Genomic DNA, 26,349 nt, shown 5'->3' on the forward strand with positions numbered 1-26,349 from the left:
CAGCCTTCTCGTGTGTTTAGCTCGCTAATGGTCGCTTTTTGCTAGCTACCAGCGATAGTCGCCACCGAGGCTTAGGCCTTGGATTAAGTAATCGGAATCTTGGAAGGCAAACCTGGGGTTCAAGAATGTAGTTTGTGTGGGATTTTCGGGAGGAAGGAGGTTGGGATTAACGGATGTATCGATTTGGTCCCCTGGGCGAACTACGTTGCTCCAGTAGATGAAGGTGTAGCCGGCGGTGAGTCGCAGTCGTTGCGTCAATTGATAGCCAACGGTTGCACCGATCTCAGGCACGACACCGAACTGATCGCGTGTGTAGGTGCCGATGTTGGTGCGTTGTGCTAGCAGACCTCCGTTTGCGGTGGTGGTAGCGCCATTTGCGGTCGTTTGTGTGTTACCTGCGATGGTGACCATTTGTCGCGTGTTGCCCAAGCCCAATCGCATGTAGGAATCTAGCGACCAGTATCCGCGTCGTCCTTGCCACATCACACCGAGCTCAGCACCATTGAACTGATTTCGGGTTCGGAAGCTGTCGTTGAGGACAAAGCTGCCGGGATTCGCCGTGTCGAGGGACGAAAGATCCTCTCGAATAGCTAGTCCTTCTTCGAGTTCGAAGTATCGCCATCCCAAGGTTGCGTCGATCCGGCTTTGAGCAGGAACAGGACCGCAGGTGAGAGGCGAGATCCCGCAACCACTGCTGCAGCAAAGTTGACGTCGAAAGCGAACGGCTGCACCGGTGAATTGCGATTCTGCTTCCGTTCGGATGCGACCCGAGACAACGCTTGGAAAGGCGACCAGTTCTGCGTCTTCGCGACCTGTCAGGACATTGTAGAAAGGTCGAGCCAGGATCGGATTGCCGTTCGAGTTTCGATCGAAGGTTTCGCTTTCGTTGGCGGTTCCGACATATTCTCCTTCGAGTCCCAGGTTCGGATTGTTCACAAACCACCATCCAAAGCGAACTCGCATACCGTTGAGGCGGTCAGTCAAGATGTTATTGTCACCGCCATAGAGGGTTGTTGCACTGGGCAGAACCCCTGCGGAGGCCTGAGCTGTCGGAACAGGCGACGTGGTGACGAGGGCTGGTGATTCCATGCCCGATGCGTACCACATCAAGTATTCGACGCTGGCCCAGCCGTGCGACGGGAGGCAGATGCAGAGCTGCCGGCCATCAAAGCCGTAGGGATTGCAAAGGTCAAACTCGAGCGGGCCACCTACACCGCAGGTCGAGCAGCCGTCGCCGTCGCACGAGGCACAACCCGCGCCGATGGCAGCGAGCCCCGCTTCTGGCGAATAGCTATCACCGATCACCATCGGTTCCGCGGAATCTTCGTAAATCACTTCCCCTTCGACAGGGGCAGATTCCAGGAGGCTTTGGTCAGCAACCAGTCTGGCTGGGACGCGTCGGCTGGGAGCGGGGCGAGGCACGTTACTCGATCGAGCGGTAACAGCATCACCACTACTCCTCACTGACGAAGTCGCAGCTAGACGCGTTCCTTGGTTTTGACCCAGTGCAGTCCCCCCTGCAACCGTCGCAACGAAAAAGAGTGCGAGTAAGCGATTCACGACGTTCACTTCCATGTTTAGAGGTCGATTCTGCGTAGGCGTTGGTAGTTACGCAGAAGGTAAAGTCTTCTCGAGCGGAATAATCCGACCGATATTGACGTATCGGACATCCCAGCCGGCAGACTTGATCCATTCCGAATATTTTTCCAATTGAGAAAAGTCCTCCTGGATTGCCCGTTTTGCCATCTTCACGGTTTCTTCATGAAATCTTCGCAAATCATTTGACGCAAGTCGGGCGGTGCCAGTATCCTTGACCCTCGAGGCCCCTTTAGAGGGCTGCAAGGGAATATTCCCACCCCCGCCGAGCCTCTAGATCGTTTTGCGCCCTCCCTCCCTCCCCGTTTTGCGCCCTCCCTCCCTCCCCTTTGTTAGGAACCCTGCGATGACCCGTCTTCGGTATCGTTCTGCGCGCGGATTTACCCTGGTTGAACTGTTGGTTGTGATTGCCATCATTGGCATTTTGGTCGGACTCCTATTGCCTGCGGTCCAGGCTGCACGAGAAGCGGCCAGGAGAATGCAGTGCTCCAATAGCTTGAAGCAAATTGGACTGGCGCTGCATAACTACGAAAGCTCGTTCAAGTGCTTTCCTGCCGGCAACATCGTGCGGGTCGGGAGTCCTATGCGGGGGGACGGTTGGACCTGGCATGCCCGAATCCTTCCCTTTCTAGAGCAGACCAACCTTTACAACCAAGTGGCTCCAGTCATGGGCACTGACATTGGAGGAGAGACATCCGCCGAGCAAACGCTTGCAGGGCGAACGACTCGCCTTCCTTTTTTCCAATGCCCAAGTCACCCCGACGGAGTGCAGAATCCCTCGAAGAGCGGATATCAATTGAGCACTTACAATGGCGTGTGCGGCAACACCACGTTCAATGACGATCAGCTCGATGCGGCAACCGATATCGGTTACAACGGCAACGGAATCTTCTTCATGAATAGTCAGGTCAAGTTTGGAGGCATTCCAGACGGAACCTCGAACACGCTCATGGTCGCCGAAGTGCAAGATGAGCTGCGAGGGGCTCCCAACTCCAATCGCATGCCGGGCAGCGATCGTCGCTACAACTTCTCGGGCAATAGCGACAACAATCCTCCAACCGACATCTCCGAATATTTGGTCGGCATGGAAACGGATGACCCTATCAATGCCAACACACGAGATGCTACTGGGTTCTTCAACAACGATGGCGAATACGCAGGCAGCTATCACACAGGTGGGGCGCAGTTCGCGATCGGAGATGGTTCCGTTCGTTTCATTTCGCAGAACATCAACATGACCACCTATCGAGCGCTTTCCACTCGAAATGGCGGAGAAGTATTCGATGGGGATTTCTAAAAGGGCGATTCCTTAGAATCTACTTGCGTCTGGTTTTCACTCATTTTCAATTTGGAATTGGTTCATGATTTTTTCCGTTCGATATGCACTTGGTTTCGTTCTGCTTTTGCCTGTCGTCTTTGGTGGTTGCAATGGATCTCAGTTTAAAGTGGTTCCCGCGGAGGGTGTGGTGCTTTGCAACGGTGCACCTGTCACTTCCGGCTCGGTTTCATTCAATCCGATTTCGGTCGACAACAGTCTGGAGTCCGGCAAACCAGCCTCTGCGTCACTCGGTCCGGATGGACGATTTGTGTTATCCACCTATGACAGATTCGATGGTGCCATCGTGGGGAAGCATCAAGTGGTGTATGTAGGTGGCGAGGATGAGGATTCCGAGGAATCGGAGGGAGTGAGCGACGAAGACTTGGCTTCCCAGGGGGGGAAATCCGCCAAACCTCAAGCAGCTCCCAAGGCAGGTTGTGTTCAAAAGGGTGAGATTGTTGTCGAGGTTGTTTCCAGCGGCAAGAATGACTTCACGATCGAGCTGAGCTCAGGCAAATAGCTTGGAAGAGCTCCGTTTTGACTCCCCGCGAAAAATCTAAGAAGCGGCGAACGAACTCATTTTGAGAACGCTGGCCGCTTTTTCTTTTTGTGCATCAGCCCATCGAGGTACGAGCTCGCGTATGCTGAAGAGTGCACAGGAGTGGTCGATGGAACTCATGCACGGGGGAAAACCAAATGGGTAGGGTTCGCAGATTGATCGTAGGGGGTGGGGCGATTCTTTGGTTCGGTTGGCATCTCTGTTCCAGTCAGAGCTTGCCTGCTGCATGCGCCGATCACGATGCTACTTGGAATGAGCTCATCACAACGCAAGGTCTCGAAGCTTGCGTGAAGCATTTCGAAGTGGAGTCCAATAGGGATCCCTCGGATGAGTCGGCTCGATGTCTGTGGGGAATCACCCGAGTCCTCCACGCCGTCGAGGGGCTCGGGCAATCCTGGTATCGCTTTGGCGTGCGAGATCAGTTCTATCTCGAGTCGGTTCCATTTTTTCGATTGCCGATTCCGAGCAACGCCGATCCAGAGCTGGTCTCCTACGACAAGGTTCGCTTCGCCTTGGAAGAGTTTGCAAAGGAAATTGAATCCGCTCAAAAGGCGTTGGCTCAGCCGGCGGACTCTGACTTCAAGCTCGTGTTGAAAATTGGAAAGGTGCAATTCGATTGGAACGATGACGACAAGCGGTCATCGGCAGAAACGTTCAAAGCGATGCTACAAGAGATTAGTCCCGCCGCGCTTCGGACAGCTGGGGACGATATTGAAGTAGGAATCGATAGTGCGGATATCGCTTGGCTTCGTGGCTACTGCCATGTTCTCTTGGCGCTCAGTGAGGTCGTGTTAGCACATGATCAGAAGGAGCTTTTTGAACGGTGCGGCCACTTGTTCTTTACCAAAATCGATAGCCCCTATTTGCTCACACAGTATCGGCATGCCGACGGAGGGTTCGACCCCGCCTTCATCAGCGACTTGATTGCAGCTATCCATCTATGTCGCTTCCCGTGTCGCGAGCCAGCGCGCATGCGAAAGGCGCATGATCACCTCCTCGCGATGGTGGAGGAAAGCCGGTTGTTTTGGAAGCTCGCGACCGAGGAGTCCGACAATGATCGGGAGTGGATCCCCAGTCCGACTCAAACTGGAATCTTGCAGGTACCTGTGAATCGGGAGCTGGTGAGGGGGTGGAACGCAGTCTTGAATGAATTAGAAGCGATCTTGAAGGGAGAAAAACTGGTTCCTTATTGGCGCATCTATCCAGAACGCGGAAGGAACAAGGGGCCTCTCGTCCCAGAGGAAGGAACGGGAATCAATGTTCGCCGGGTTTTCCTCGAACCCCGCGAATTCGACTTGGTTTTGATGGTCCAAGGTTCGGGGTGGGAAGTCTATTTGGAGGATGGGAAGCTCTCGACACCCCAAGCATGGGAGCAGCTGACGCGGGTATTCGGCGGTCGTTTTTTTGGCTTTGCGGCCTGGTTCAACTGAAATGACATATGCTTGCTGTTAGCTAAGGATCTTGCGGGGTCAAGATCGGATCGATTGTATCGTTTGGGGGAGCTGGCCACTAAGGATCGCTCTTTGCGGGTTGATAGAATCGGGAAGATTATTAGGGAAACTGAGTACAATAAGCAGCAATTCCCTGCTTGAGCCCACAGAGAGTCGTCACTCTACCCTGTTCAGTTCTAGAGAAAGCACATGATGGCTTGGTCGCAGAATTGCCATTCCCTTGGATCCTCCGCGAATCGGTTTGCAATGCCTTTGGCTGCGTGGGTCGTGCTCGCGGGGACGTTCGTCCCTGGCGCGGTGGGAGCGGAAAAGCCGGGGGCGGTGACGTTGCCCCCTCAGGTCGAAAAAATTGACCTCGCGATGCAGGCAGGATGGGCGGATGCGGGTGTGAAACCTTCGCCGGTCGAGGACGAGCTTAAATGGTGCCGCCGCGTTTATTTGGATCTGATTGGACGGATACCCAGTTTCGAGGAATTGGCGGAATTCGCCAAAGACAAGGCTCCTTCGAAGAAACTGAACTTGGTTCAGAAGCTTTTGAACGACGATCGCTACACGGAAGAATATGCAAATCATTGGGGGACAGTTTGGACAAACGTTCTCATCGGTCGAAACGGCGGCATGGAAGATCGAACGCTCACGGATCGTTCCGGTATGCAGAAGTACTTGCGAGATTGCTTTGCGAGAAATAAGCCTTACAACGACATGGTGTACGAATTGGTTACGGCCACGGGATCGACAAAGCCTGGAACCGAGGGGTTCAATGGTGCGACGAATTTCTTGGCGATGAAAGTCAACGAGGAGGATGGAACGCAGGCTACTGCAGCGGTGTCTCGCATTTTCTTGGGATTGCAGGTTCAGTGCACGCAGTGCCATAACCATCCGTTCAATCAGTGGAAGCAACAGAAGTTTTGGGAGTTCAATGCTTTCTTTCGGCAAACCCGAGCGCTGCGAAAGTTTGTCGCGGGGACTCGGGATGTGGACCACGCTGAGTTGATTAATCAGGATTTTGCTGGAGAGGGGGGGCGTCCTGATCAGGCGGAAATATATTTTCAGCTTCGCAATGGCTTGACGAAGGTTGCTTATCCCGTGTTCATCGATGGGACCGAAATCGGGAAGAGCGGATTTGTGGAGCAAGTCAATCGCCGTGAGGAGCTGGGGCAGCTCATGATGCAGAGTCCATTCTTGGACAAAGCGATTGTCAATCGAATGTGGTCCCACTTCCTGGGCTATGGCTTTACGAAGCCGATCGACGATCTTGGTCCGCACAGCCCGACCTCATTTCCCGAATTGTTTGAGGAGCTTTCGAGTGATTTTCGGAACACGAGTTACGACCTCAAGCAATTGATGGTGTGGATCACCATGTCGCAACCTTATCAGCTATCGTCGCGCATGACGAGCAACAACGAGACAGATGACCCGAGCCAGGGAGAGACACCCAAGTTTTCGCACTTCTATACTCGGCAGATGAGTGCTGAGCAGTTGTTTCAATCTTTAGCGGTAGCAACCCAGGCCAATCGCAAGGGGAGCTTGGAGGAGCAAGCGCGTCGTCGCGACGAATGGATGAAGCAGTTTGTGGTTGCATTCGGAACCGACGAAGGAGACGAGACCACGACCTTCAATGGCTCGATCCCCCAGAGTTTGATGATGTTCAATGGGGAATTGATTCGAGAAGCGATTTCGACAGATCCGGGGAGTTGGCTCGGATCGATTGCTCAGCAGAAAGGGAGTGTCGCGGAGAAAGTCCAGATCCTGTTTTTGACGGGTCTGGGTAGGCGGCCTCGCAGCGAAGAGCTTTCCATAGCCAATCAGCTTTTGGTAGCCCGAAAGAATGATATGGGAGGCATGTTACAAGATATGTGGTGGGCGATTCTGAACAGCAACGAGTTCATATTCAATCACTAACGGGTCCGTTCGGGCCTCACCGTACCGAGAAGATACTTCTAAGTCTCATCATCTAATCAGAAATCTAGTCAGCGAAGGTAGTTACTTATGTGGTCACGATTTGCAACACCGGTTGGGATGAATCGTCGGCACTTCATGTCGCACATGGCTGGAGCCGCGACGATGATGGGAGCTTCGTTGTCATTAGGCCATTCGCTGCGAGTCCACGCAGATACGCTGAAGAAGAATCGCAAGTCTTGCGTGTTGTTGTGGATGGGAGGCGGTCCAAGCTCGATGGACATATGGGACTTAAAGCCGGGTACCGATAATGGCGGACCGTTTAAGACCATTTCCACATCGGGGGATGTTGAGATCTGTGAACATATGCCGTTGATGGCAAAGCAAATGCATCACATGGCGATCGTTCGATCGATGAGCACGCGCGAAGCCGACCACAACCGAGGCAGGTATTACATGCACACCGGATATGTGCCTGACGCGAATGTGGATTATCCAAGTTATGGTGCGGTGATTGCGCATGAGTTGATGGTCCAGCGGCCGGAATTGGAGATTCCTCCTTTCGTTTCCGTTGGTGGCGCGAGCGAAGGGCCTGGATTCTTAGGGATGTCCTGGGCACCGTTCAGTGTTTCTAGCAACGGCCGTGTTCGCAATTTGGAGATGAGTTTGGCAAAGGATCGACTGATGCAGCGCCAGATTGCATTGAAGACGATCGAAGACTCGTTTATTGGTCAGAAGCGGGGAGGTGTTGTCGAAGACCACCGCAAGGTTTTGGGCAAGACCTTTGATTTGTTGACCAGCGCGCAGATGCAGGCGTTCGAGGTGGACAAAGAGCCTAAGGAAGTGAAGGAGAAGTACGGCGAGAACAACTTCGGCCAAGGATGTTTGCTGGCCCGGAGGTTGGTGGAGGCGGGCGTTCCGTTCGTGGAAGTCGATTTGGGTGGTTGGGACAATCATCAAGGCATCTTTAGGACTCTCGAAAATGATCGCTTGCCCGTATTGGACCGGGCCATGGCTTCTCTCACTGAAGACCTCGAGCAGAGGGGATTGCTGCAAGACACGGTTATTGTTTGGATGGGTGAGTTCGGAAGAACGCCGCGAATCAATGCGGACGCAGGGCGAGATCACTGGGCGAGGGCTTGGAGCGTGGTCGTCGGGGGCGGTGGGATCAAGGGGGGGCAGGCTGTTGGGGGAACCAACGAAGATGGAACCGAAATCACTGGAGATCCGTATTCCTCGGAAGACCTCATGGCTTCCGTTTGTCACGCATTAGGAATATCCTTGGAGACGACCTTTACGAGCAAGAGCGGTCGTCCCATGAAGATTGCCAATAGTGGCAAGATTATCAAAGACCTATTTACCTAATCGGGGATCCTTTGACGAGCGAACCCTTCACCTCGCAAGAATCCGAAAACGCCCTCGAACCCGAGCAACTCATTCAAGAGTTTCAAGCATCGGTCTGGAGGTACTTGCGCGCGATGGGTTGTGAGCAATCCTTGGCCGATGACTTAACCCAGGAAACTTTTATCGCTGTTTTGAGGCGGCCGTTTGTCCAGATCAGTCCATCGGCGACTGCGAGTTACTTGCGACGTGTTGCATATCACTTGCTGGTTACCTATCGCCGAAAACATCGGAGAATGACCACGACCGATGCGATGGATGCGCTGGATGAGCAGTGGGTCCGTTGGGCAGGAGAGGAAGGTCGTGGAGGTGAAGTCTTTGATGCGCTCGCCGAGTGTTTTTCGAGGCTTACGGCCCGTGCCCAATTATCCTTGAAGATGCGATTTAGCGAGGATGCCACACGGGAGAGCATCGCACAGACGCTCGGTATCACCGAGCATGGCGCAAAAAACTTAATGCAGCGTGCCAAAGCACAGCTGAGGCAATGTATGGACGGGAAACTACAAGGTGGCTAAGAATCCATTTGATCCAGAGCGAAACGGAAAGCCCTTCCCGCCGTCCCGGGCAGGGGAGTTCATGCTCAATTCGCTATTAAGGGACCTGCTCCAGGGAAATACCCCCCCCGACTTGGAGCAGCGCATTCTGCTCAAGCTTCGAGCCAAGCAGATGGGCTTGGTCGAGCCCCCTCCCGCCAGCCGTCGAAGGCCGATTTATAGTGATGACGTTCTTGATGAGGCATTGGGGGCAGCTCAAGCCGATGTCGAATTCGTCTCAGACGGACAGTTCAAGACGGTCCTGCAGGCGCGACGTCGCGGGAGCCTTGCTCAAGAACCGGATATGCTGCGGGTCCATCCGCGTCCCTGGGAGTATCGTTGGGTTCGGCGGAGTGCTGCGCTGTTGACTTTGGCGGCGTCTTGCGCTGGCATTTGGTTAGGATATGAAGCACTTCTATCCAGTCGAACCACTGAAAATGACGTCGTATCGCTCGATACTCCTCAGCTTCCCTCGATGACCAAGCAGGATGAAACCAACCAAGAAGGCGAGGGAGATCGCAGTTCCCCTGTAGAAACGAACAATGCGATTGTCGCTGCACCGCCAGCACGTTCGGAACAGGTCCCCCCGATTGAATCGTCGAGGGAGAACGAGGACCGGTTCAAGTGGGTTGTGACCCTGCCGCAACCTTCTGCGATTCCCTCGCCTGCGTTGACCAAGATCGTCGATGCGCAGCTTGACCAGGTTTGGAAGCGAGTCGGAGTCGAGGTTCGAAAAGAGCCAATAGGTGAATCATGGATGCATCGAGTCTCGTTGGCCGCCGTAGGGCGAATGCCGACCGCGGCGGAGCGTGAGGCGTTTCGAGCTGACAAGGGAGTCGACCGAACGGAACGCTTCGTGAACCGTCTGATCGAATCCGAGGAGTTCACCATCCATTGGAGTCGGATGCTCGCCGAGCATTATTTGGGGACCGAGCTGCATTCGCTCAAAAGTCAGCCCGCTGCCTTGCAGCAATTCGTGGACTGGATTCAAGAGGGGTTGGCTAAGGATCGCCGGATCCAGCAGTTGGAATCCACCTTGGCGTTGGAGAGAAACCAAGTCGCCGAGAGCTGGTCGGATTATTGGTGGAACGACATCATGATGCGTGAGTCCGCCATCGCAGGTGACATGGAAAAGAATTCCAAGATCAAACGTCGATTCAGTTCTTTGGATGCTCCGATCGTTGGAGTGGCTGCGAGTCTTTTACACCGCAGCGGTAACACGTTGGTGGCATGTACCCAGTGCCATGCGGCGAACGATCGGGCGCTGTCGAACTGGGGAAATGATTCGATGGTGAAGTCCGATTTGTTCTGGAGCTTCCCGGCCGAACTCACGAAGGTATCTGCTCGCCGAAAGCCGTCTGCCGCGAGGAATGCTTCCAACGAGAATGATACTTTTTTCTATGAAGACCCGGCGGGAAAGATGGTCATGGCAGAGCCGGGGCTCCCCATTGACGATGTAGACTCGAGTAAACGAATCAAGATCGCCGATTGGCTGGAGCAGTCTCGTGACGCGCGAGCCGGTTTGGTCGAGCTCGTCTGGTCGAAGATTTTTCATCAACCCTTGGTACCTGCATTTGGCCTGACAGAGTCGGAAGCGTCCGAGGAACGCACGGATCTCCGATCCCTTCTTTGCAGTCAATTGCAAGCCAATGGCAGCGTCCGAGATTTGGTCGCGTCCCTTCTTTTGACCGATGCCATGAGGACTCCGGAAGCCAAGCCGACGGCAAGTTGGTATCTCCAAGCCAGCGACGAGTTGCTCACCGAATACCATCGCCGATCGAGGTTGTTTGCTTTCGTACCGTCCGTGGCACTGACTACCTCCCAATCGGCTCGTCATACCGCGAGCGAAGTTGCAAAATGGGTTGTGCCGAACAACGGCCGATCGGATGGTTCGCTCCTGGCGCAGGCGGACGTCAATAAGTCCAATGGAATTGGTTCCTCGAAGCCTTTGTCGATGCAAATGTCCGACGAACAGCTCTTGTACTTGCTTTCCGTTGCGAAGCCGTACGCGAAGCTAGAAGAGTTTGTCGAACGCGTTGCGAAGCCAGGGTTGGAATGGAACGACCAGGTGAACCACTTGTATTTATTGATGGATGGACGGTTTCCGAATCGGATCGAGCGAACGGATGCGTCCCGTTTCTACGAGTTCACGGGTGGTGATGCAAAGCAAGCACTAAGGCTCCTCGCCATCAGCCGTCATGGAAGCTACTAAGCGGAAGGCAATGAAACGGACTCGTGATGTTCGTCAGCGGTCTGGCGTCCTGCTGCCGACTGGCGATTATCGTCGCTGAACAACCGTCTGCACCGGTGTGGCGGCTCGAAGCGTTTGGTAGATCACGCAATAGCGCTCGGTAAGAGAAACGAGTTTGTCGATCGACTCGGATGGCTCCGAGCTTTCGATGATGAATTCGAGCTCGACGGAAGTGATCCCGACCGGTGCCGATCGATCGACACCGAGTGTCCCTCGAAAATCCATCGTTGCACTAGCTTGGATTTGGCAGGATTGAATTCGCAGTTCCATATTTGTCGCGACCGCCCCAAGAGTAACACCGGCGCAGGCGACCAATGCCTCCAATAGGATCTCCACGCTGCACGCTTCGTTCCCGGTTCCTCCTGCGGCTCGATGCAATCCCGCAGTGATCATTCCACTGGGAGAGGGGACAACACACTGTTGGTCCCCAACCTTCGCTTCGCCCATAGCGATCATGCTGACGATCGCGGTTTCTGGATGGGCTCGATAACCTTCTTTGAGAGGTGCTTGGATTGCTTTTAGTTCTTGGAGATTCATCGTTAGGTGGCCTCTGGAGTGGCTTTGGGGGCAGCCTCCGAGTCCGGGAGGTTCTTCGAGGACTTGGATTTCAATTTGGGTTTCCGGATCATCACGCTTAGGTCGCGTATGTCGGCTTCGGTAATATCGGAGCCGTCATCTTGCTTTTTGAATTTCCCAAGTTCTTGTCGGAGGATCCCAAGCAGAGTCTGCAACAGGACCACGACCATGGGACCGATAAGGATACCGATGGGTCCCAGCGCTTGGATTCCACCGAGCACGCTCAGCAGAGCCAGCAATGGGTGGAGCTGACTTTGACCGTGCAATACGAGCATCTTGACGACATTGTCGACGCTGGCGACCACGAGCGATCCCCAGATCCCAAGGCCGATTGCGGCTGTGAGGTTCTCCTGATAAACGGCTAGGTAAAAGCAGACAGGGACCCAAACGATGGCGGGGCCGACGAAAGGAACCAAAGCGCAAGTGCAGGTCAGAGCCGTTAGAAGAATGAGAGAAGGCATTCCGACGAAGTAGTATCCGATTCCTGCTGTAAGCCCTTGTAGCAATGCAGACAGAACGGTTGCCAATACGATCGCCCGGGAGATGCGATCGAATTCTGCAAGGAGTTCCAGCTCATATCGATCATCCAGGGGGCTAAGCTCCATGATGCTTCGAATCATCGCAGGACCATCGCACAGAAAGAAGTAGAGTGATAGCAGTAGGATCGCCGCTCCAATTCCGAGTCTGACGAGAAACGCAGCGGAGTCGCCCGTAAACGAGAGGAGCTTTGGTTGCAGATACTCGATGGTGGACTGCGTCATCATTCGCACTTGCTCAGGAGTTGGGTTGGCCAGTTCTTTGAGCAATCCGAGCCACTCACCTCCGTACAAAGTCTCTTTCACCGAAGACCATTCTTGGGATAGGCTCAAGGATTCGCGTTGGAGTTCGACCATGTCTGCGGCGCTACCGGACGCGAGCCTATCCAATGCGGCCAGCATCCGATCTTTAGATTCCATCCATTTGATCGCGGTATCCATATATTTGGTTCGCGATTGTTTGATCGCTTCCAGCTCAACGGCATCAAATCCACTGAGTTCCGGCAGTTTGCTCGATCGCACCAATACAAAACTGTCATCGATGGCCGGTTTGGTCACAATTCCAAGATCGGTTTGTGGAATCGATTCGTCGTTGGGGAGATTTGGTTTGGAACGCCCGGAGATAACACCTTCCAGGAGTTGATCGGCGTCGAGGAACACTTTGGCCAACTCCGAATGGAGACCCGTTTCGGTGGAAGCGCTACCGCGCGAGTCCAAGATCTGGCGTTCGATTTCGCGGAGGGAGAACTCGCGAAGTCGGGGTACGAGTTCATCAAGCTGCCTTCGTATTACCTTGATGTCACCCTGAACCAGCCCGGATTGTTCCATGAGTCCTGTTAAAGAACGCTGGGTGGTTACTTCATTTTGGATGTCGTCGATTTTGCTTTGAATCTCGCGAACGATATCGGCATGGGGGTACTCTAGGTTCACCCATTTGTTCTTTCGAAGTTGCGCCAATCCCACCTGTATACTCGATGGAATGCGAGCGACGTCTGCGACCAAGCCAGCGCCTTGAATGGCCGCCATGGTTAAAACGAGTCCAGCTGGGATGAGGACAATCAATACAATCAATGTCGTCGTGATACCCGCGCTCACATGGTCTCGCTCGCCCACCTTGGAACAGACCCAGCGATGCAATGGCCGAAAGACCACAACCAATACAGCTGCCAAAAAAACGGGGATAAAAAATCCAATCATGACCTTGTAGAACAAGGCCCCGATGACCACGATGATGCCCAAAAGAACAGCAAACGATATGTAACGAGCCATTGTCAGCACTTCAAGGGATTAGAATCGTCGAAAAAGAGGTGTCGCAGCCTCCCAAAGTCTATCGAAAGCCTGTGCTCGGCTCTACCTCAACCCCTACTCCACATCTGCTTTCGATCCATTTGGTGAAATCTTGACGACTCCCTCCAATCTTCCAGCCCAGAGCGCGAATTCCCAAGGGAAATCGCCTGAACCCAAGAGCAAGTCGTCGGGGCAGTCTAAATGGAAATGGCTTCTTCAAGCAGCGATATTCCTAGTCGTCATCGCATTTCTATATTGGACTGTGCAAAGGGCCATTAACGAAATCCAATCGCACGAGGGGAGAATCTCGTGGAGCGATTTCGATTGGCGATGGATTGCTGCTTCGATCCCACTGTACTGTCTCGGACTCTTCCCTGGTGCGATCGCGTGGATTCAAACGCTTCGTTCCTTTGGCCAGGAGCTACCACGTGCCGCGACCCTCCATGCCTATTTCCTCGGGCATTTAGGCAAATACGTCCCAGGGAAGGCGATGGTTCTCATCCTCCGGGTTGGAAAGCTGCAACCTTTTGGACTCGCGATTCGAGCAGGGGTGGTCAGCGTCTTTGTTGAAACTCTGACCGGCGTTGCGACAGGAGCGATTCTCGGTGCCTTTTTACTTTTGTTTTTGGACGTCCCAACCTGGCTCAAACTTTCCGCAGCGTGTTGCCTTCCTGTCGCGTTTGCGGCACTCACCCCGCACTTCTTCAAGTTAGGTATTGGAATCGTCGCCAAGAGCAAGATTGGGAAGATGCCAAAAACGATTCCGACTGCATTCACCGGATTGTTCATGATTCGAAATTCGGCTTGGATGGTACTTGGATGGTTGATACAGGGTACGGCAGGTTGGCTGATTCTGTTGGCGATGAGTCAGCAGCCTGAACTTCGAAGTTTTCTCGGATGGTCTGCCGTGGTTAGCGCCGTTTGCTTAGGTGCGGTGGCTGGTTTTGCATCGATGCTCCCGGGAGGTGCGGTCGTTCGCGAGGTGGTGATTACGTGGTTGCTCGCGCCGCTGGTTGGGCAGCCAATCGCTTTGCTCGCGGCTGTGGTTATTCGTCTGGCCAACCTCGCCGGTGAATGCTTGATTATCTCGATATTCATGGCAGTCCCAAACAAAACGCCGAAACGATCAAAGGGCAGCGTTAGCGAGGGGTAATCAGCCTGCCATTTAGGTGTTTAGGAGGACCGTCGTCCAGGCTGCTGTCGATCCGGCGCCTTGGCCTCTACGATCGATACGATTTGTTCAATCACCTTTCTCGAAGCGAGTCTCTCCTGAACTTTTCGAGAAACGTCAATGCGGGTCGGCTCGCAGGTCGAAGGACCCCGTAGGAGTGTCGGTTCGCGTCATTCGACCGACTTGAAGGGGAGCTTCCAACCGCAGCGAATCATGTTTCCAATTCGAAAGCGAACATTTGCTATCACGGCATTGGTCGGCGCATTGGTCTATGGATCCCAACACTACACGTTGACTGGCTGGCAGCATCTTCGGGTAAAGAAGGTCGGCGATGAAAAACCGACCCCGGAAGCGGTAGAGATTGGCTGGAGATCCTCGAATCCTGTGCCGCTAGCTCCCAATACATCTACGGCCGATCCTGTCCCGCAAAAGCTGGCGAACGGACTTGAGAAAGAAGGCCAAGGGAGTTCTCCCTGGAGCGGGTGGGGGACGCTTATTTCCCGTACTAGTACGACGGAACGACCTGTTTCGGCGACGTCTTCCAACAACGATCCACGCATCCGAATCGCTACGTTTAATCTTCACTCGTTTGGGGAGTCGAAGCTGCAGAAGCTTCCTGTCGTGGAGACGCTGGCTCGCATCGTTCGTCAGTTTGATGTGATCGCATTGCAGCATATCCATTCACGGCAAACCGATATTCTTCCCATGCTCCTGGATCGCATCAACATGAGCGATCGTCGCTATGACTATTGCATTGGTCCTCGCGTGGGACCGGAGAATGCTAAGCAGCAATTCGCTTTTCTCTTTGACACAGCACGCATCGAAACGGACCGCGATCAGTTGTATACCGTGGAAGATCCCCAAAACTTGATGGACTACGAGCCACTCGTGGGTTGGTTTCGTACCAAGCGACTGCGAGCCGAAGAAGCGTTTACGTTTTCGCTGGTCAATGTGCGTATCGATCCCGCTTCGACCGATCGGGAACGCGCTCTCTTATCAGCCCTCGTCCGAAGTGTTCGGCAAGACGGGCGAGCCGAAGACGACGTGATCCTCCTGGGGGATTTCTCAAGTTCCTCCACGCAGATCCAGGCCGTACCGGGATTGGGGCTTCATATGGCAATCGATGAGATCGCCACGACGGTGTCGGGCGAATGGATGCTCGATAACATTTTGTTTCCAACGCGATCTACCGACGAATTCACCGGGCGCGCGGGTGTGATCGATTTTCTGAGGCAACTCAATCTCTCGTACGATCAAGCCATGCAGGTCAGTTCTCACCTACCGGTTTGGGCTGAGTTCTCCGCAGTGGAAGGGGGCGTGGCTCGCTAGCTTTCCTACTCCTGTTTCGAGTATCATTGCCGATACTGGCTCGTGGACGTATGGGCCGGTGTGTCCGATAGGCCTTTATCGGCAACCTTCAAGACTCCATCGATTGGTGTCGCCCCCCAGTCGCATTCGCAAACGCGAGCCCGTCAAGCAACATGTCCTACCCCACACCAGATCCCTTTCGCGCGACCGATGCGGTCTTCCTCCCCAATCCCAAACAAGATTTTCTCCTGCTCCTCCGCGGCAAGATCGCATCGACCCGTGGAGCGACGCTCATGCTGATGGCTTGGGTGCTTTCCTCGTGGACTCTTATCAATGGCTCGCTGACGGTGGTGGCACAAGAGGCCAATGCACGAAGAACCGTAGATGGCCCGCGTTGTAATTTGCCTTGGGTAGAGGAATGGCTGGACAGCAATATTCCTTCCCTGGTCGCGGACTATTGGTGGTTACACGAGAACCCAGAGGTTTCGTTCGAAGAGGTGGAAACGGCGGCTTACGTCGCAAAGGCTTGGGAGGCTGCCGGTTTGGAAGTCACCAAGAATGTAGGAGGACACGGAGTTGTCGGTGTCCTTGCTAACGGTAGTGGGCCGACGATCATGCTTCGAACCGATCTCGATGCATTGCCGGTAACGGAGGCGACAGGACTCCCGCGCGCGTCCACCAAGAAGATCGTCACGGCATCAGGGGTATCCACGGGAGTCATGCACGCATGCGGTCACGATGTCCACATGACAAACTTGATCGGGATGGCTAGGCTTTTCTCAGCTCATCGCGATCAATGGAAAGGGACGTTGGTCCTGATCGGCCAACCTGCGGAAGAGCGTGGGGGAGGGGCCGAAGCCATGTTGAAAGACGGATTGTTCACTCGGTTTCCACGACCCGATGCCGTCGTTGCGCTTCACTGTGAAGCATCCTCAGTGGAACAGGTCGCCTTCCGAGCCGGTTATATGATGGCCAATGTCGATAGCGTTGACATACGCGTCCACGGTCGAGGGGGGCATGGTGCAGCCCCTCACACCGCCATCGATCCAATCGTTCAAGCTTCGGAATTGGTCCTTAGCCTCCAAACGAGCGTGAGTCGTGAACTCAAACCGACCGAACCTGCCGTTATTACCGTTGGCTCGATTCATGCCGGGACCAAGCACAATATCATCGGCGATTATTGCGATCTGCAGCTAACAGTTCGAAGCTACTCTCCCGAGGTCCGAGAGCAACTCATTGCTGCCATTCGACGCAAAGCGAAGGGGATTGCGATGGCCTATGGAGCGGAAGAACCAACGGTAACCCTTTCGGATGGTACCCCTTCTCTGTTCAATCATGAGGCATTGACGCTTCAATTGAAGAACCGTGTGTCTGCGTCGATCGGCCCCAACTACGTCCAGGAGGCAGAACAAGTCATGGGGGGCGAGGACTTTAGCCAGTACGGCATCGCGGGGGTTCCTGTGTGTATGTATCGTTTGGGGGTGATCGATGCTGGGCGGCTTGCTGCCATGAAGAAACGGGGGCAGACAATGAGCCTTCACTCACCCGAGTTTTATCCCGATATCGATCGGGCGTTGCCGATGGCTGTTCGCAGTATGGCAGTGTGTGCAGTGGAGCTTTTTGCGTCGCCTCCTCCAAAGAAATAGCCAACGCATGGAACGGAATCCAATTCCCCAGTTCAAGCCGCCGCACCGGAACTCGCCACAACGCATTCTGATCGTTCGATTATCAGCGATTGGGGATGTCATCCTCGGGGTTCCCGTCCTGTGCGCGTTGCGACGTGCATTTCCAAAGGCGGAAATTGGATGGATTGTGCAGGGACCGGGCTCGCAACTTCTTCGCGGGCACCCAGATCTTAATACGTTGATCACCATTCCCAAACTCTCATTTCGGACCCCTTCAAAGTTTCTAGAGGCCTCGTCGCTTGCACGAGCTTTTCATCCGGATCTTACGATAGACCTACAAGGTTTAATGAAGAGTTCGCTACTGGCGTACTTGTCTGGAGCCAAGGTTCGGCTCGGCTTTGCGTCGGGTGAATACGATGGAAGAGAGGGTAGCTATTGGCTCAACAATCGATTGGTTACTCCGACTAGCCGGCATATGGTTCATCGAGGTCTGGAGCTCTTGCAACCGCTAGGAGTCGTCGACAGTGCGATCGAATATCGGCTAGCCGAGCAGGAGACAGATTCTCTGATGGCAAAGCGGGTTGTCGAGGAAAATTTCTCCGGCGGCCCATTCGCGATGATCAATGTGGGGGCAGGGTGGCCGAGCAAATTATGGCCCAACGATCGTTATGCTGCGGTTGCCAAGCATCTCTGGAATCGGTGGCAATTTCCATCGCTGGTTATGTGGGGAGGTGAGACCGAGAAGCGACGCGCCTTGGAAATTCAGTCCCTTGCGCCGGAGGCATGCAAGCTCGCACCCTCGACAAGCCTTACCGAACTGAGGAGTTTGCTTCGGCTCGCCTCGTTGTTTGTTGGCTCGGATACGGGGCCTATGCACTTGTCGGTGGCTGTCGACACACCCACGGTCGCTTTGATCGGCCCGATGCCAATTGAACGGGTTGGGCCCTTAGGCCCCCGGCATAGAGCGATCCAAAATGAACGGCTCACCAAGCAACAAAAATCCGAGCGGAAGACAAACTTGAGCCCTATACTTTCCATCGAAGTCCCGATGGTGTGCGAGGCTTGCGATTCCATCCTCGGCGAATTGTCCCCATCCCTGCTTACTCGGCCCACACGGTAGCTGTGTTATCAAAATGGGAGAGGGCGACGCTCGCTCTTTAACGCCTTTAACGACGATAGGGTTCCTGCGGATTCGGTAACCGCATCTTTCAATCCCTTTTTTGGCTACGTGATCCTTTGTGACCTAGCGTTTTGACGCTGTGCAATTCGTGTGTTCGGCACACCGCGTCTCATGTTAGGTCCAATCGATGTTCTTCTCGTCTTCCTCGCCGCACCAAAAAAATCGCAAGATCAAAACGACTCCACTGGGCCTCGAGCAGTTGGAATCACGTCTCCTCAATGCGGTAGATGGGATGGAGGCTCTATTGGCGGCCGCGATTCCGCAGGATGCCTTGGGACATACTTTTCTCGTCGCCAGCCAAAATGTTCGAAGCACCAATACCGCACCACGCGTCCAAACCGCGCCCAAGCTTCAAACGGGCACGGAGGTTAAGGGAACTTCGGCGCGTCTGATTGTTCAAGGGACCGACGATCAAGGTGAATCGAAGCTCACTTATACTTGGTCCGTTCTCTCCGCGCCCGTTGGTGGGAGTGCGACGTTCGATATCAATGGTACGAACAAGGCGAAAGGTGTAACGGCGACCTTCACGCGCGCGGGGCAATACCAATTTCGCGTATTGATCACCGATCAAGCAGGATTGACGTCGCAATCCACGTTGCGGGTTCAAGTCGTTCAGGTACCTACTGCAGTACAAGCCTTCTCGATTCAAGGCTCACCGCTAACGGATCCACTTCAAGTCACTACGACTTCACAAAGTATTTCTATCCGCGCAACCGACCAATTTGGTCAGCCCATCAGTCGCCTTGCAACTCTGAGCTGGTCGGCAGTCAAACAACCAAGCAACGGAAAGTTCTCGGCAATGAACGGGAATACGGGGACCAATCTCCAGTTCACGAGCACGGGAACTTATTCTTTAAAAGTGGCGAGCGGAAACGCAAGTCTTATTATTCAAGCCAATGTCATTCCGACTTTAACGTCCATCGGAATTCAAGACTCCAACAAGGTTTCTATTCGAAGTGCTAACGCTATTTCGCTCCCGAAGAGTCAGGCTCGCTTTCACGCGGTTGGACTGGATCAATTTGGAAATCCTTTAAAATCCCAGCCTGTGATCGATTGGGCGTTCCCATCCAAGCCGAATGGCTCTCAACCTGTTGTTCAAGCCACGGCGAATCGAGCAGACATGCAGTTCGATCGAGTAGGCTCGTACACCGTACGCGCTACTTCGGGGACTGTTCAAAGCCAGATCACGGTCTCGCTGGGCATTACTTTAAGTCGAATCGAGCTTCTCGATGCCATTGGCGATGTTCTACCCCCCAAAGCTCAAACAACTACCTCCACCCGAACTCAGCAATTCACGGTACGTGGTTTCGATCAGTTCGGACAATCGATCTCAGCACTACCGTCGCTAACGTGGACGACCGTGAAAGCGCCTAACGGTGGCCAAGCGTCGGGTACGTTATCTCGAACAACTGCGAGCCTGACCTTCACCGCCCCGGGGATCTATTCCTTGAAGGTTGCTGGAGGGACCGCCGTAACCGCATTCCAAGTCAATGTGGAAAGAACCTCTACGACCTTGGAAGCGATCAACGCTTCGAATTCGGTTATCAATCCACGAGTTCCGTTGACGACTACGGGAACGTCGGTCGCCATTTCGCTTCGAAGCGTTGACCAATTTGGCAAGCCATTCACCGCTCCCCTTAGTGCTACGTGGAGTGTTGTCTCGGGGCCGAATGGAAACAACGCGCAATTTTCGACTGTCCGAGGTGTCACGACGATCACTTTCGACAGGGCGGGCAGCTACACCGTTCGGGCGAGCGCTGGAAACAGCTCCGTGACATTCAACGTCCAGGTCGCACAGCGGATTGCGACACTCCATCTTTCACCTGGATCGGCTTCGCTCGATGCGGGAGCGCGGCTGCAGTTTCGTGCCGAGGGGCTAGACCAATTCGGTAATCCAATCACGAGTCTGGGCGCGGTAACGTGGTCGGCGACTGGCGGATCGATTTCGAGCGGCGGACTGTTTCAAGCTGGCGTACAGGGAAATACATTTCAGGTAACCGCACGCATTGGGCAGCTCTCCGCATCCATGTCGGGGACGATTGTCGCTGCAGGAGCGCACTCGTCCTTAACCAACAGTGCACTCCGCAGCTTAGTAAGCTCCTTGCATGCAGATAGTTCCATTTCCAGGCTTGAAATGATTCAGATCCTACGGAGTGTAGGGACCGATGGTGTCGTAGGCTCCGACGAACTCGCAGACTTGCGATTGTTGGTATCGAGCAATTCTGGGTTTTTGATGCCTACCTACGTTCGCGAATTGGCGAGAGATGTGGTTCAAAGCAATCCTGCGAACTCAAAGTTTCGTGGTCAAACTGCTGGGAATTTGTCGGTGGGAAGCTCGGCCACGCTGCTGAACAACTTGATCGATAAGTGGTTTTTAGGTGCGGACCTCCCGTTGATTGCAGGAGGGGGTATATCGTACCAAACGGCAAATGGTGTCCTGTTCTCGGGGACGCCGTCTCGCGTCGACGCTCTCCAGGGTTATCTCGGTGATTGCTACTTCATCGCATCCATAACATCGATTGCCGATCAAACTCCGGCTGCTGTCCAAAACATGTTTCTCGATAATGGGGATGGCACGTTTACCGTTCGATTCTTTGGCCCAACATCAGCGGATTATATCACGGTGAATCGACAGTTACCTGCACTGTCCAGTGGAGTCCTCGCCTATGCGGGACTCGGTAAATCGGTAAGTAGTGCGACGACACCTCTCTGGGTGGCCCTCGCGGAAAAGGCATACGCTCAATGGAACGAAACGGGGCTGAGCGGCCGAGACGGAACCAACACGTACGCGGGCATCGAAGGCGGCTGGATGTCCAATGTCAACCGGCAGGTGCTGGGATATGCGTCAAGCAATTACGCGGTTTCGACATCGAGTGCCTCGCATTTGGCAAGTCAACTGGGAGGCGGGCGGGCCGTGACCATCGGCACGAAGGGGAATGTGTCGAATGGCTTAGTCGGTTCTCACGCCTACATCGTCACAGGTTACGACGCTGGGACTGGTACGTTTGATCTATACAATCCATGGGGTACGACTCATCCGGGACCGTTGACTTGGAGTCAAATCCAAGCCAATTGCGATTTTTACGCGGTCACTGATTCCGCGGGCACATCTGGAATCAGCACACTCAGCGTTCGAAGCTCTGTATCGGAGACGACCATTGGGAATTGGACCACCGTCGTCATGACACCGATCGATTTCCTATCGCCAGGAACAGTCCGTGACGAGATCACGAGGCCCGATGACTCGTTCGAGAATCGCGAGTGCAACGACTTGTTCGGAACGTTCAGCTGGGTGACGCCGGATCAAAGCGTTGAAGACCCCGTTGATCCAGTATCGCGTCCAGCTCTCTGCGATTCGTTCGAAGAAGGACCGTTGGAGCGAAAATCGTTCGACATTGAAAATGATCTAGCCTTCACCCTCGAGCACATCGAAGATTTGCTAGGCTCGATCTAATCGTGGATTCGCTCGCGCAATCCGGATTGAACTCCCTCGTTCTCTTCTTCCTCTTCTTCTTCCTCGACGGCTTCTTCGTCGCCGAACCAAACATCGTATTCGGTTTCGGTTCCAAGCAGGTCGTTCAAGGCTGTGACATTGGGATCCGAAACCAATCGCAGTTCATGTGACAGATCTTTTCCATCAACGGTCAACGTGACTTTGTAGGTTCCCGAAGGAGCCGCTGTCGCGCGCCCTCCGCCCGTACCTCCCGAGCCGCGTCGCGGCCCGGAATCGCCCCGACCACCACCAGCCGATTCACCTCGGCCACGTGGAGGAGGGGATGAGACTAGATCCCAAACCACGCGGTGCAAGCCCGGCTCTACAGGCCCGCGGATCTCACGAATTGTCTCTCCCTCTGCATTGGCGATGCGCACGACGGCCTCCTTGGCCTTCTTCGAAAGCGAATAGTAGAGGATCGCACCACTGGGGGGATTCTCGCCCGCGTACGAGCGATTCGTGCCACCGCGGGCTGGTTCTCGGCGCCATCGAATGGCTGTTAACGGTTTGAACAAGTGGGGGGCGGCATTCGATTGTTGCACTGCGAATTGGTTCAACGGAGTGATATCTGCGATCCAAAGGCTTCGGCCGTGGGTCGCTGCGACAACTTCACCATTATTCGGATGGAATGCGAAGTCGAAGACCGGAACGGTCGGAAGATTCGTGTTCAGCGAGTTCCAAGTCCCTCCTCGGTTCGCAGAAGCGAACACATGGAATTCGGTTCCGACCAGCAAAACATTCTCGTTGAAGGGGGATTCTCGAAGGCAGCGCGTGGAGCCCCAGGGGAGGTTCGAACGGATCGATTTCCAGGTTGCACCGAAGTCTTCCGAAACAAATGCGTAGGGCTCGTCGTCGTTGGATCGGTGACCGTCGAGAGTGATATAGACACGCCCGGGCGCGAAACGAGACGCTTCCACCGTAGCCACCCAACGAGGTGCTGGTAGATCCAATCCTTTCGCGATCTCACTCCACGACTTACCACCATCTTTGGTTACCCAGAGCGCTCCATCGTCGGTCCCGACGTAAAGCACGTTGGAGTCGAGTGGCGACTCGGACAATGCCGTTGCGGAGCCTCGTTTCGTCAGGGTGATTTCCGGTGAGATTCTCTCCAGATTGTTACCGCGGTCCATGGATCGGAAGACATAGTTACCTGCCGCATAAAACACTTTGGAATTGGCGTTAGAAAGTATGAACGGAGTATTCCAGTTGAATCGATAGGCCGGTTGACCTTCGACGTTGCGAGGACGAATCGAAGCTCGTTCCCCTGTTTTCATATTCCTGCGACCCATCGCGCCGTTCTGGCTGGTCCAATAAACAAGATCGGGATCGTTCGGATCGACGCGGCACATAAAACCGTCGCCGCCACCCACCGAGACCCAATCTTCGTTGACGGGGCCCCGTCCCGAAAGGGAGAGTGCTGGGCCCCCCCAAGTACCATTGTCCTGCAATCCTCCGTACAAGTAGTAGGGATATTTAGGCGAGATCGCAACATGATAGAACTGGCCGATCGGCAAGGTATTCAGGTGATCCCAGTTGCGGCCTTGATCATAGGTCACGTACACACCACCATCGACTCCGATGATCATGTGATTCCCGTCCTTGGGATCGACCCATAGGGAGTGGCCATCGGCGTGAACGGAGCGACCTAAGCTTTCGTCAAAGGTAATCCCTCCATCCACCGATTTGAATTGAGAGACACCCAACAGATAAATCTTTTGGTCATCGTTCGGGTCGACACGGATGACACTGAAGTACATGGGGCGCGAATGGACGCTATTGATTCGTGTCCACGATTCGCCCCCGTCGGTGGATTTGTAGACACCGCCGTATTCGAAGCCTTTCGCTCCCTGCTGGTCCTGCACATTCGCCGCTTGCCCGCCGAGGGAAGCGGTATAAGGACGGACGGGAGCGGGTCGCTCTGCAGCAATGACTTCTATTTCCTTCATCTCCGTCGCACGTGCTACTTCAAAATTGAGTTTGTCTCCAACGTTGAGTTCCGCCAGCATGGTGGTCAATTCGCGGTAGGTGCCGATACTCTTCTTGTTGACTCCCTTCACCACGTCTCCTTTCATCAATCCTGCTTTCTCAGCGGGACTATCGGCTGTGATTTCAGTGAGGAGAGCGCCCCCTTTTTCTGCATTCGCCCCTTGGAATCCAACGTAAGTGCGAGCCGGTGCAGCGGGTTGTTGCGAACCGGGTTGGGTGGGACGGTTTTCCAAGGTCATTTCTAGTTCTTTGGTCTCGTCATCGCGAAGGAACTTCACCTTCACTTTGTCACCGGCCTTTTTGGAGGTGACGGTGCTGACAACCTCGGACCAAGCTTTCGCCGGTTGTCCATCGAATTCGACTAGAATATCGTCGACCTGAAGCGACGCCTTTCCTGCGGGGCTCTCCGGATTGACTTGGGTAAGCTTGACGCCTTGATCGACATCTTCGCCGATTCCTCCGAACCAAACTCCTTGTTGCGGCGTTGCCCCTGCTCGCCCACCTCGATTGGTCAGTTTGATTTCGAGCGTCTTCTTTTCGTCTCCGCGCTGAACCGTCAGCGAAACCGAATCGCCACCTTTCTTCTTTCGAAGTGAATCGAGTATTTCATCAAACGACTTCAGCTCTTGCTCACCCATAGCAATGACCACATCCCCGGTCTGTATCCCGCCCGTTTGCGCGGGACTTTTGGGGTAGACCTGAGTGATGACAATCTTGCCATCGACGTCTGCACCCACCGCCCCCCAGTTTACGTTTAGTGGTTGAGGTCCCTTTCCAGTATTCTCGCTGTCAACGATGGCAAAGAGGATATTCGGATCTTTGCGGAACCAGTCGATTCCGATTCTCCCCAATTGGCCAGTAGGAAGTCCGTTGGTCAATTTTTTCCAGTTTTTGCCTGCATCGGTCGTTTTATAAATGCCGCTTGCAGGTCCCCATTTGCGAATGGGGTCGTATCCGTCATAGCCTTCGGGAATCGGTATTTCGTTTCCGGGCCAGCTGTCAAAACCGTCGCGCAGGCGTTCCCAAGCGGTCACAATGAGAGTGTTGGGATCCGTGGGGTGCATCTGCATCTCCATAATCCCAGTCCGATCGTCGAGATAAAAACATCGATCCCATGTTTCGCCGCCATCGGTTGTCTTGTAGACACCGCGCTCCTCATTGGAACCGTAAAGTCGTCCTAACGCTCCGACGTACACCGTGTTTGGGTCTGTGGGGTGAACGACGATTTCTCCGATTTGAAACGTCTTTTTAAGCCCCATGTTCTTCCACGTTTTGCCACCGTCGGTCGATTTGTAGACTCCATCTCCATATGAGACCGAATTGCGAGGATTATTCTCTCCCGTTCCAACCCAAACAATGTCCGGATTGCTCTTTGATACAGCGACGGCACCGATCGAAACGGTTGCCTCCCGATCAAACTGCATTTCGAAGGAGATGCCATTATTGGTTGTCTTCAGTAGCCCACCGGATGCAGTCGCGGCCCACCATGTCGACGGGGAGTTTTCGTTGACGGCAAGATCAACAATTCGTCCCCCCATATTCGCGGGGCCGACATTACGCCATCGAATTCCTTTGAGCCACTCTTTGGAAAGAACGCCATCCCATTCTTTCTTTTCTTCGGCGGGCGTCGCTTTGACAGGGGACTCGGCAGCAGGTTGGTCGACTTTGGTTGGTGCAGTCGGTTTTTCGGATTCCTTCTGCATCCCCTGGAGGGATTTGGTGATTTCAAGAAGTTGTTTTTCAATGCGTTCCAAACGCGAATCGGGCGCCTCCGAGGTGCGACCTTGGCCTCGTGCTGGTCTTTCTCGAGGTGGGGATTGATCCGAAGCGGCGGGAGTTGCTTCGTTCGGTTTAGGATTCGCTTCCTCGGTATTGGCCTTTGGCTCCGCCACGGGTGTGGACTGCGGTTTGTCCGGAGATTCGGCCTTAGGAGAAACAGGTTGCTCCTGCGCCATGGTGGGGACGTCGCAACGAATCACTTCGCCGCCTACCGCGAGGATCGACAGAATAAATAGCAGTCGGTTAGCACGCCAACGCATACGAATGTGTCCTATGAATCACGAAAGAAAACTGCATTGGAGAGAATCGTTGCATTCTCATTACCGGTGCAGCGAGGTTCAAGGATGGAATGCGAGAATATTCACCAATCAGGCAAAGAGATTTGGACGGTCGAAGAGTG

Annotated in this window: 17 protein-coding genes; 12 read left to right on the plus strand and 5 right to left on the minus strand. The window is 54.2% G+C overall.

Annotated features, from left to right (window positions below; all coding sequences use genetic code 11):
- Positions 1–45: 45 nt before the first annotated feature.
- Together VN12_RS24085 and VN12_RS26105 are read right to left on the minus strand one after the other, a co-directional pair.
- Positions 46–1,560 carry a BBP7 family outer membrane beta-barrel protein gene (locus tag VN12_RS24085; RefSeq protein ID WP_168164618.1) on the minus strand — a complete coding sequence of 505 codons (1,515 nt, stop codon included), beginning with the start codon at positions 1,558–1,560 and terminating at the stop codon, positions 46–48.
- Positions 1,561–1,608: 48 nt separating this feature from the next.
- Positions 1,609–1,746, minus strand: coding sequence for a hypothetical protein (locus tag VN12_RS26105; RefSeq protein ID WP_168164619.1), 138 nt, complete (start codon positions 1,744–1,746; stop codon positions 1,609–1,611).
- Between the two features lie 196 nt (positions 1,747–1,942).
- Between VN12_RS26105 and VN12_RS24090 the strand changes: the two genes are divergently transcribed.
- The 7 genes from VN12_RS24090 to VN12_RS24120 all read left to right on the plus strand — a co-directional run bounded on the left by VN12_RS24090 (position 1,943) and on the right by VN12_RS24120 (position 10,969).
- Complete coding sequence (locus VN12_RS24090) at positions 1,943–2,893, plus strand: DUF1559 domain-containing protein (RefSeq protein WP_146679413.1); 951 nt, start codon at positions 1,943–1,945, stop codon at positions 2,891–2,893.
- Positions 2,894–2,957: 64 nt separating this feature from the next.
- A complete protein-coding gene (locus tag VN12_RS24095) occupies positions 2,958–3,434 on the plus strand; it encodes a hypothetical protein (RefSeq protein ID WP_146679415.1) in 477 nt (158 codons plus the stop codon).
- Between the two features lie 176 nt (positions 3,435–3,610).
- Positions 3,611–4,903 carry a hypothetical protein gene (locus VN12_RS24100; protein ID WP_146679417.1) on the plus strand — a complete coding sequence of 431 codons (1,293 nt, stop codon included), beginning with the start codon at positions 3,611–3,613 and terminating at the stop codon, positions 4,901–4,903.
- 267 nt (positions 4,904–5,170) lie between these two features.
- Complete coding sequence (locus tag VN12_RS24105; protein WP_146679419.1) at positions 5,171–6,826, plus strand: DUF1549 domain-containing protein; 1,656 nt, start codon at positions 5,171–5,173, stop codon at positions 6,824–6,826.
- A gap of 87 nt (positions 6,827–6,913) precedes the next feature.
- Positions 6,914–8,188, plus strand: a complete 1,275-nt coding sequence (locus tag VN12_RS24110; protein WP_240491254.1) for a DUF1501 domain-containing protein — start codon at positions 6,914–6,916, stop codon at positions 8,186–8,188.
- 11 nt (positions 8,189–8,199) lie between these two features.
- Positions 8,200–8,739, plus strand: a complete 540-nt coding sequence (locus tag VN12_RS24115; protein WP_240491255.1) for an RNA polymerase sigma factor — start codon at positions 8,200–8,202, stop codon at positions 8,737–8,739.
- Complete coding sequence (locus VN12_RS24120; protein ID WP_146679421.1) at positions 8,732–10,969, plus strand: DUF1549 domain-containing protein; 2,238 nt, start codon at positions 8,732–8,734, stop codon at positions 10,967–10,969. Before VN12_RS24115 ends, VN12_RS24120 begins: the two co-directional genes overlap by 8 nt.
- Positions 10,970–11,035: 66 nt before the next feature.
- Here the strand turns inward: VN12_RS24120 and VN12_RS24125 are convergent, their stop codons facing one another.
- Entirely contained in the window at positions 11,036–11,545 is a 510-nt protein-coding gene (locus VN12_RS24125) for an OsmC family protein (RefSeq protein WP_146679423.1), read from the minus strand.
- Positions 11,546–11,547: 2 nt separating this feature from the next.
- Positions 11,548–13,389, minus strand: a complete 1,842-nt coding sequence (locus tag VN12_RS24130; RefSeq protein ID WP_146679425.1) for an AI-2E family transporter — start codon at positions 13,387–13,389, stop codon at positions 11,548–11,550.
- 130 nt (positions 13,390–13,519) lie between these two features.
- Here VN12_RS24130 and VN12_RS24135 point away from each other — a divergent pair, with 130 nt between their 5' ends.
- From VN12_RS24135 to VN12_RS24155, 5 genes are all read left to right on the plus strand, one after another.
- On the plus strand, positions 13,520–14,560 hold the full coding sequence (locus tag VN12_RS24135; RefSeq protein ID WP_168164620.1) for a YbhN family protein: 1,041 nt from the start codon (positions 13,520–13,522) through the stop codon (positions 14,558–14,560).
- A 231-nt stretch (positions 14,561–14,791) separates the two neighbouring features.
- Positions 14,792–15,907 carry an endonuclease/exonuclease/phosphatase family protein gene (locus tag VN12_RS24140; protein ID WP_146679430.1) on the plus strand — a complete coding sequence of 372 codons (1,116 nt, stop codon included), beginning with the start codon at positions 14,792–14,794 and terminating at the stop codon, positions 15,905–15,907.
- Positions 15,908–16,059: 152 nt separating this feature from the next.
- Positions 16,060–17,532: a M20 family metallopeptidase gene (locus VN12_RS24145; protein WP_146679432.1), complete on the plus strand. Its 1,473-nt coding sequence runs from the start codon at positions 16,060–16,062 to the stop codon at positions 17,530–17,532.
- Between the two features lie 7 nt (positions 17,533–17,539).
- Entirely contained in the window at positions 17,540–18,631 is a 1,092-nt protein-coding gene (locus VN12_RS24150; RefSeq protein WP_146679435.1) for a glycosyltransferase family 9 protein, read from the plus strand.
- Positions 18,632–18,818: 187 nt separating this feature from the next.
- Entirely contained in the window at positions 18,819–22,145 is a 3,327-nt protein-coding gene (locus tag VN12_RS24155) for a C2 family cysteine protease (RefSeq protein ID WP_146679437.1), read from the plus strand.
- On the opposite strand, the gene VN12_RS24160 is transcribed toward VN12_RS24155, so the two are convergent.
- On the minus strand, positions 22,142–26,209 hold the full coding sequence (locus VN12_RS24160; RefSeq protein ID WP_146679440.1) for a PDZ domain-containing protein: 4,068 nt from the start codon (positions 26,207–26,209) through the stop codon (positions 22,142–22,144). The genes VN12_RS24155 and VN12_RS24160 overlap by 4 nt on opposite strands.
- Positions 26,210–26,349: the final 140 nt, after the last annotated feature.

It is taken from the genome of Pirellula sp. SH-Sr6A (genome assembly GCF_001610875.1).
Classification (GTDB): domain Bacteria; phylum Planctomycetota; class Planctomycetia; order Pirellulales; family Pirellulaceae; genus JBKCUI01.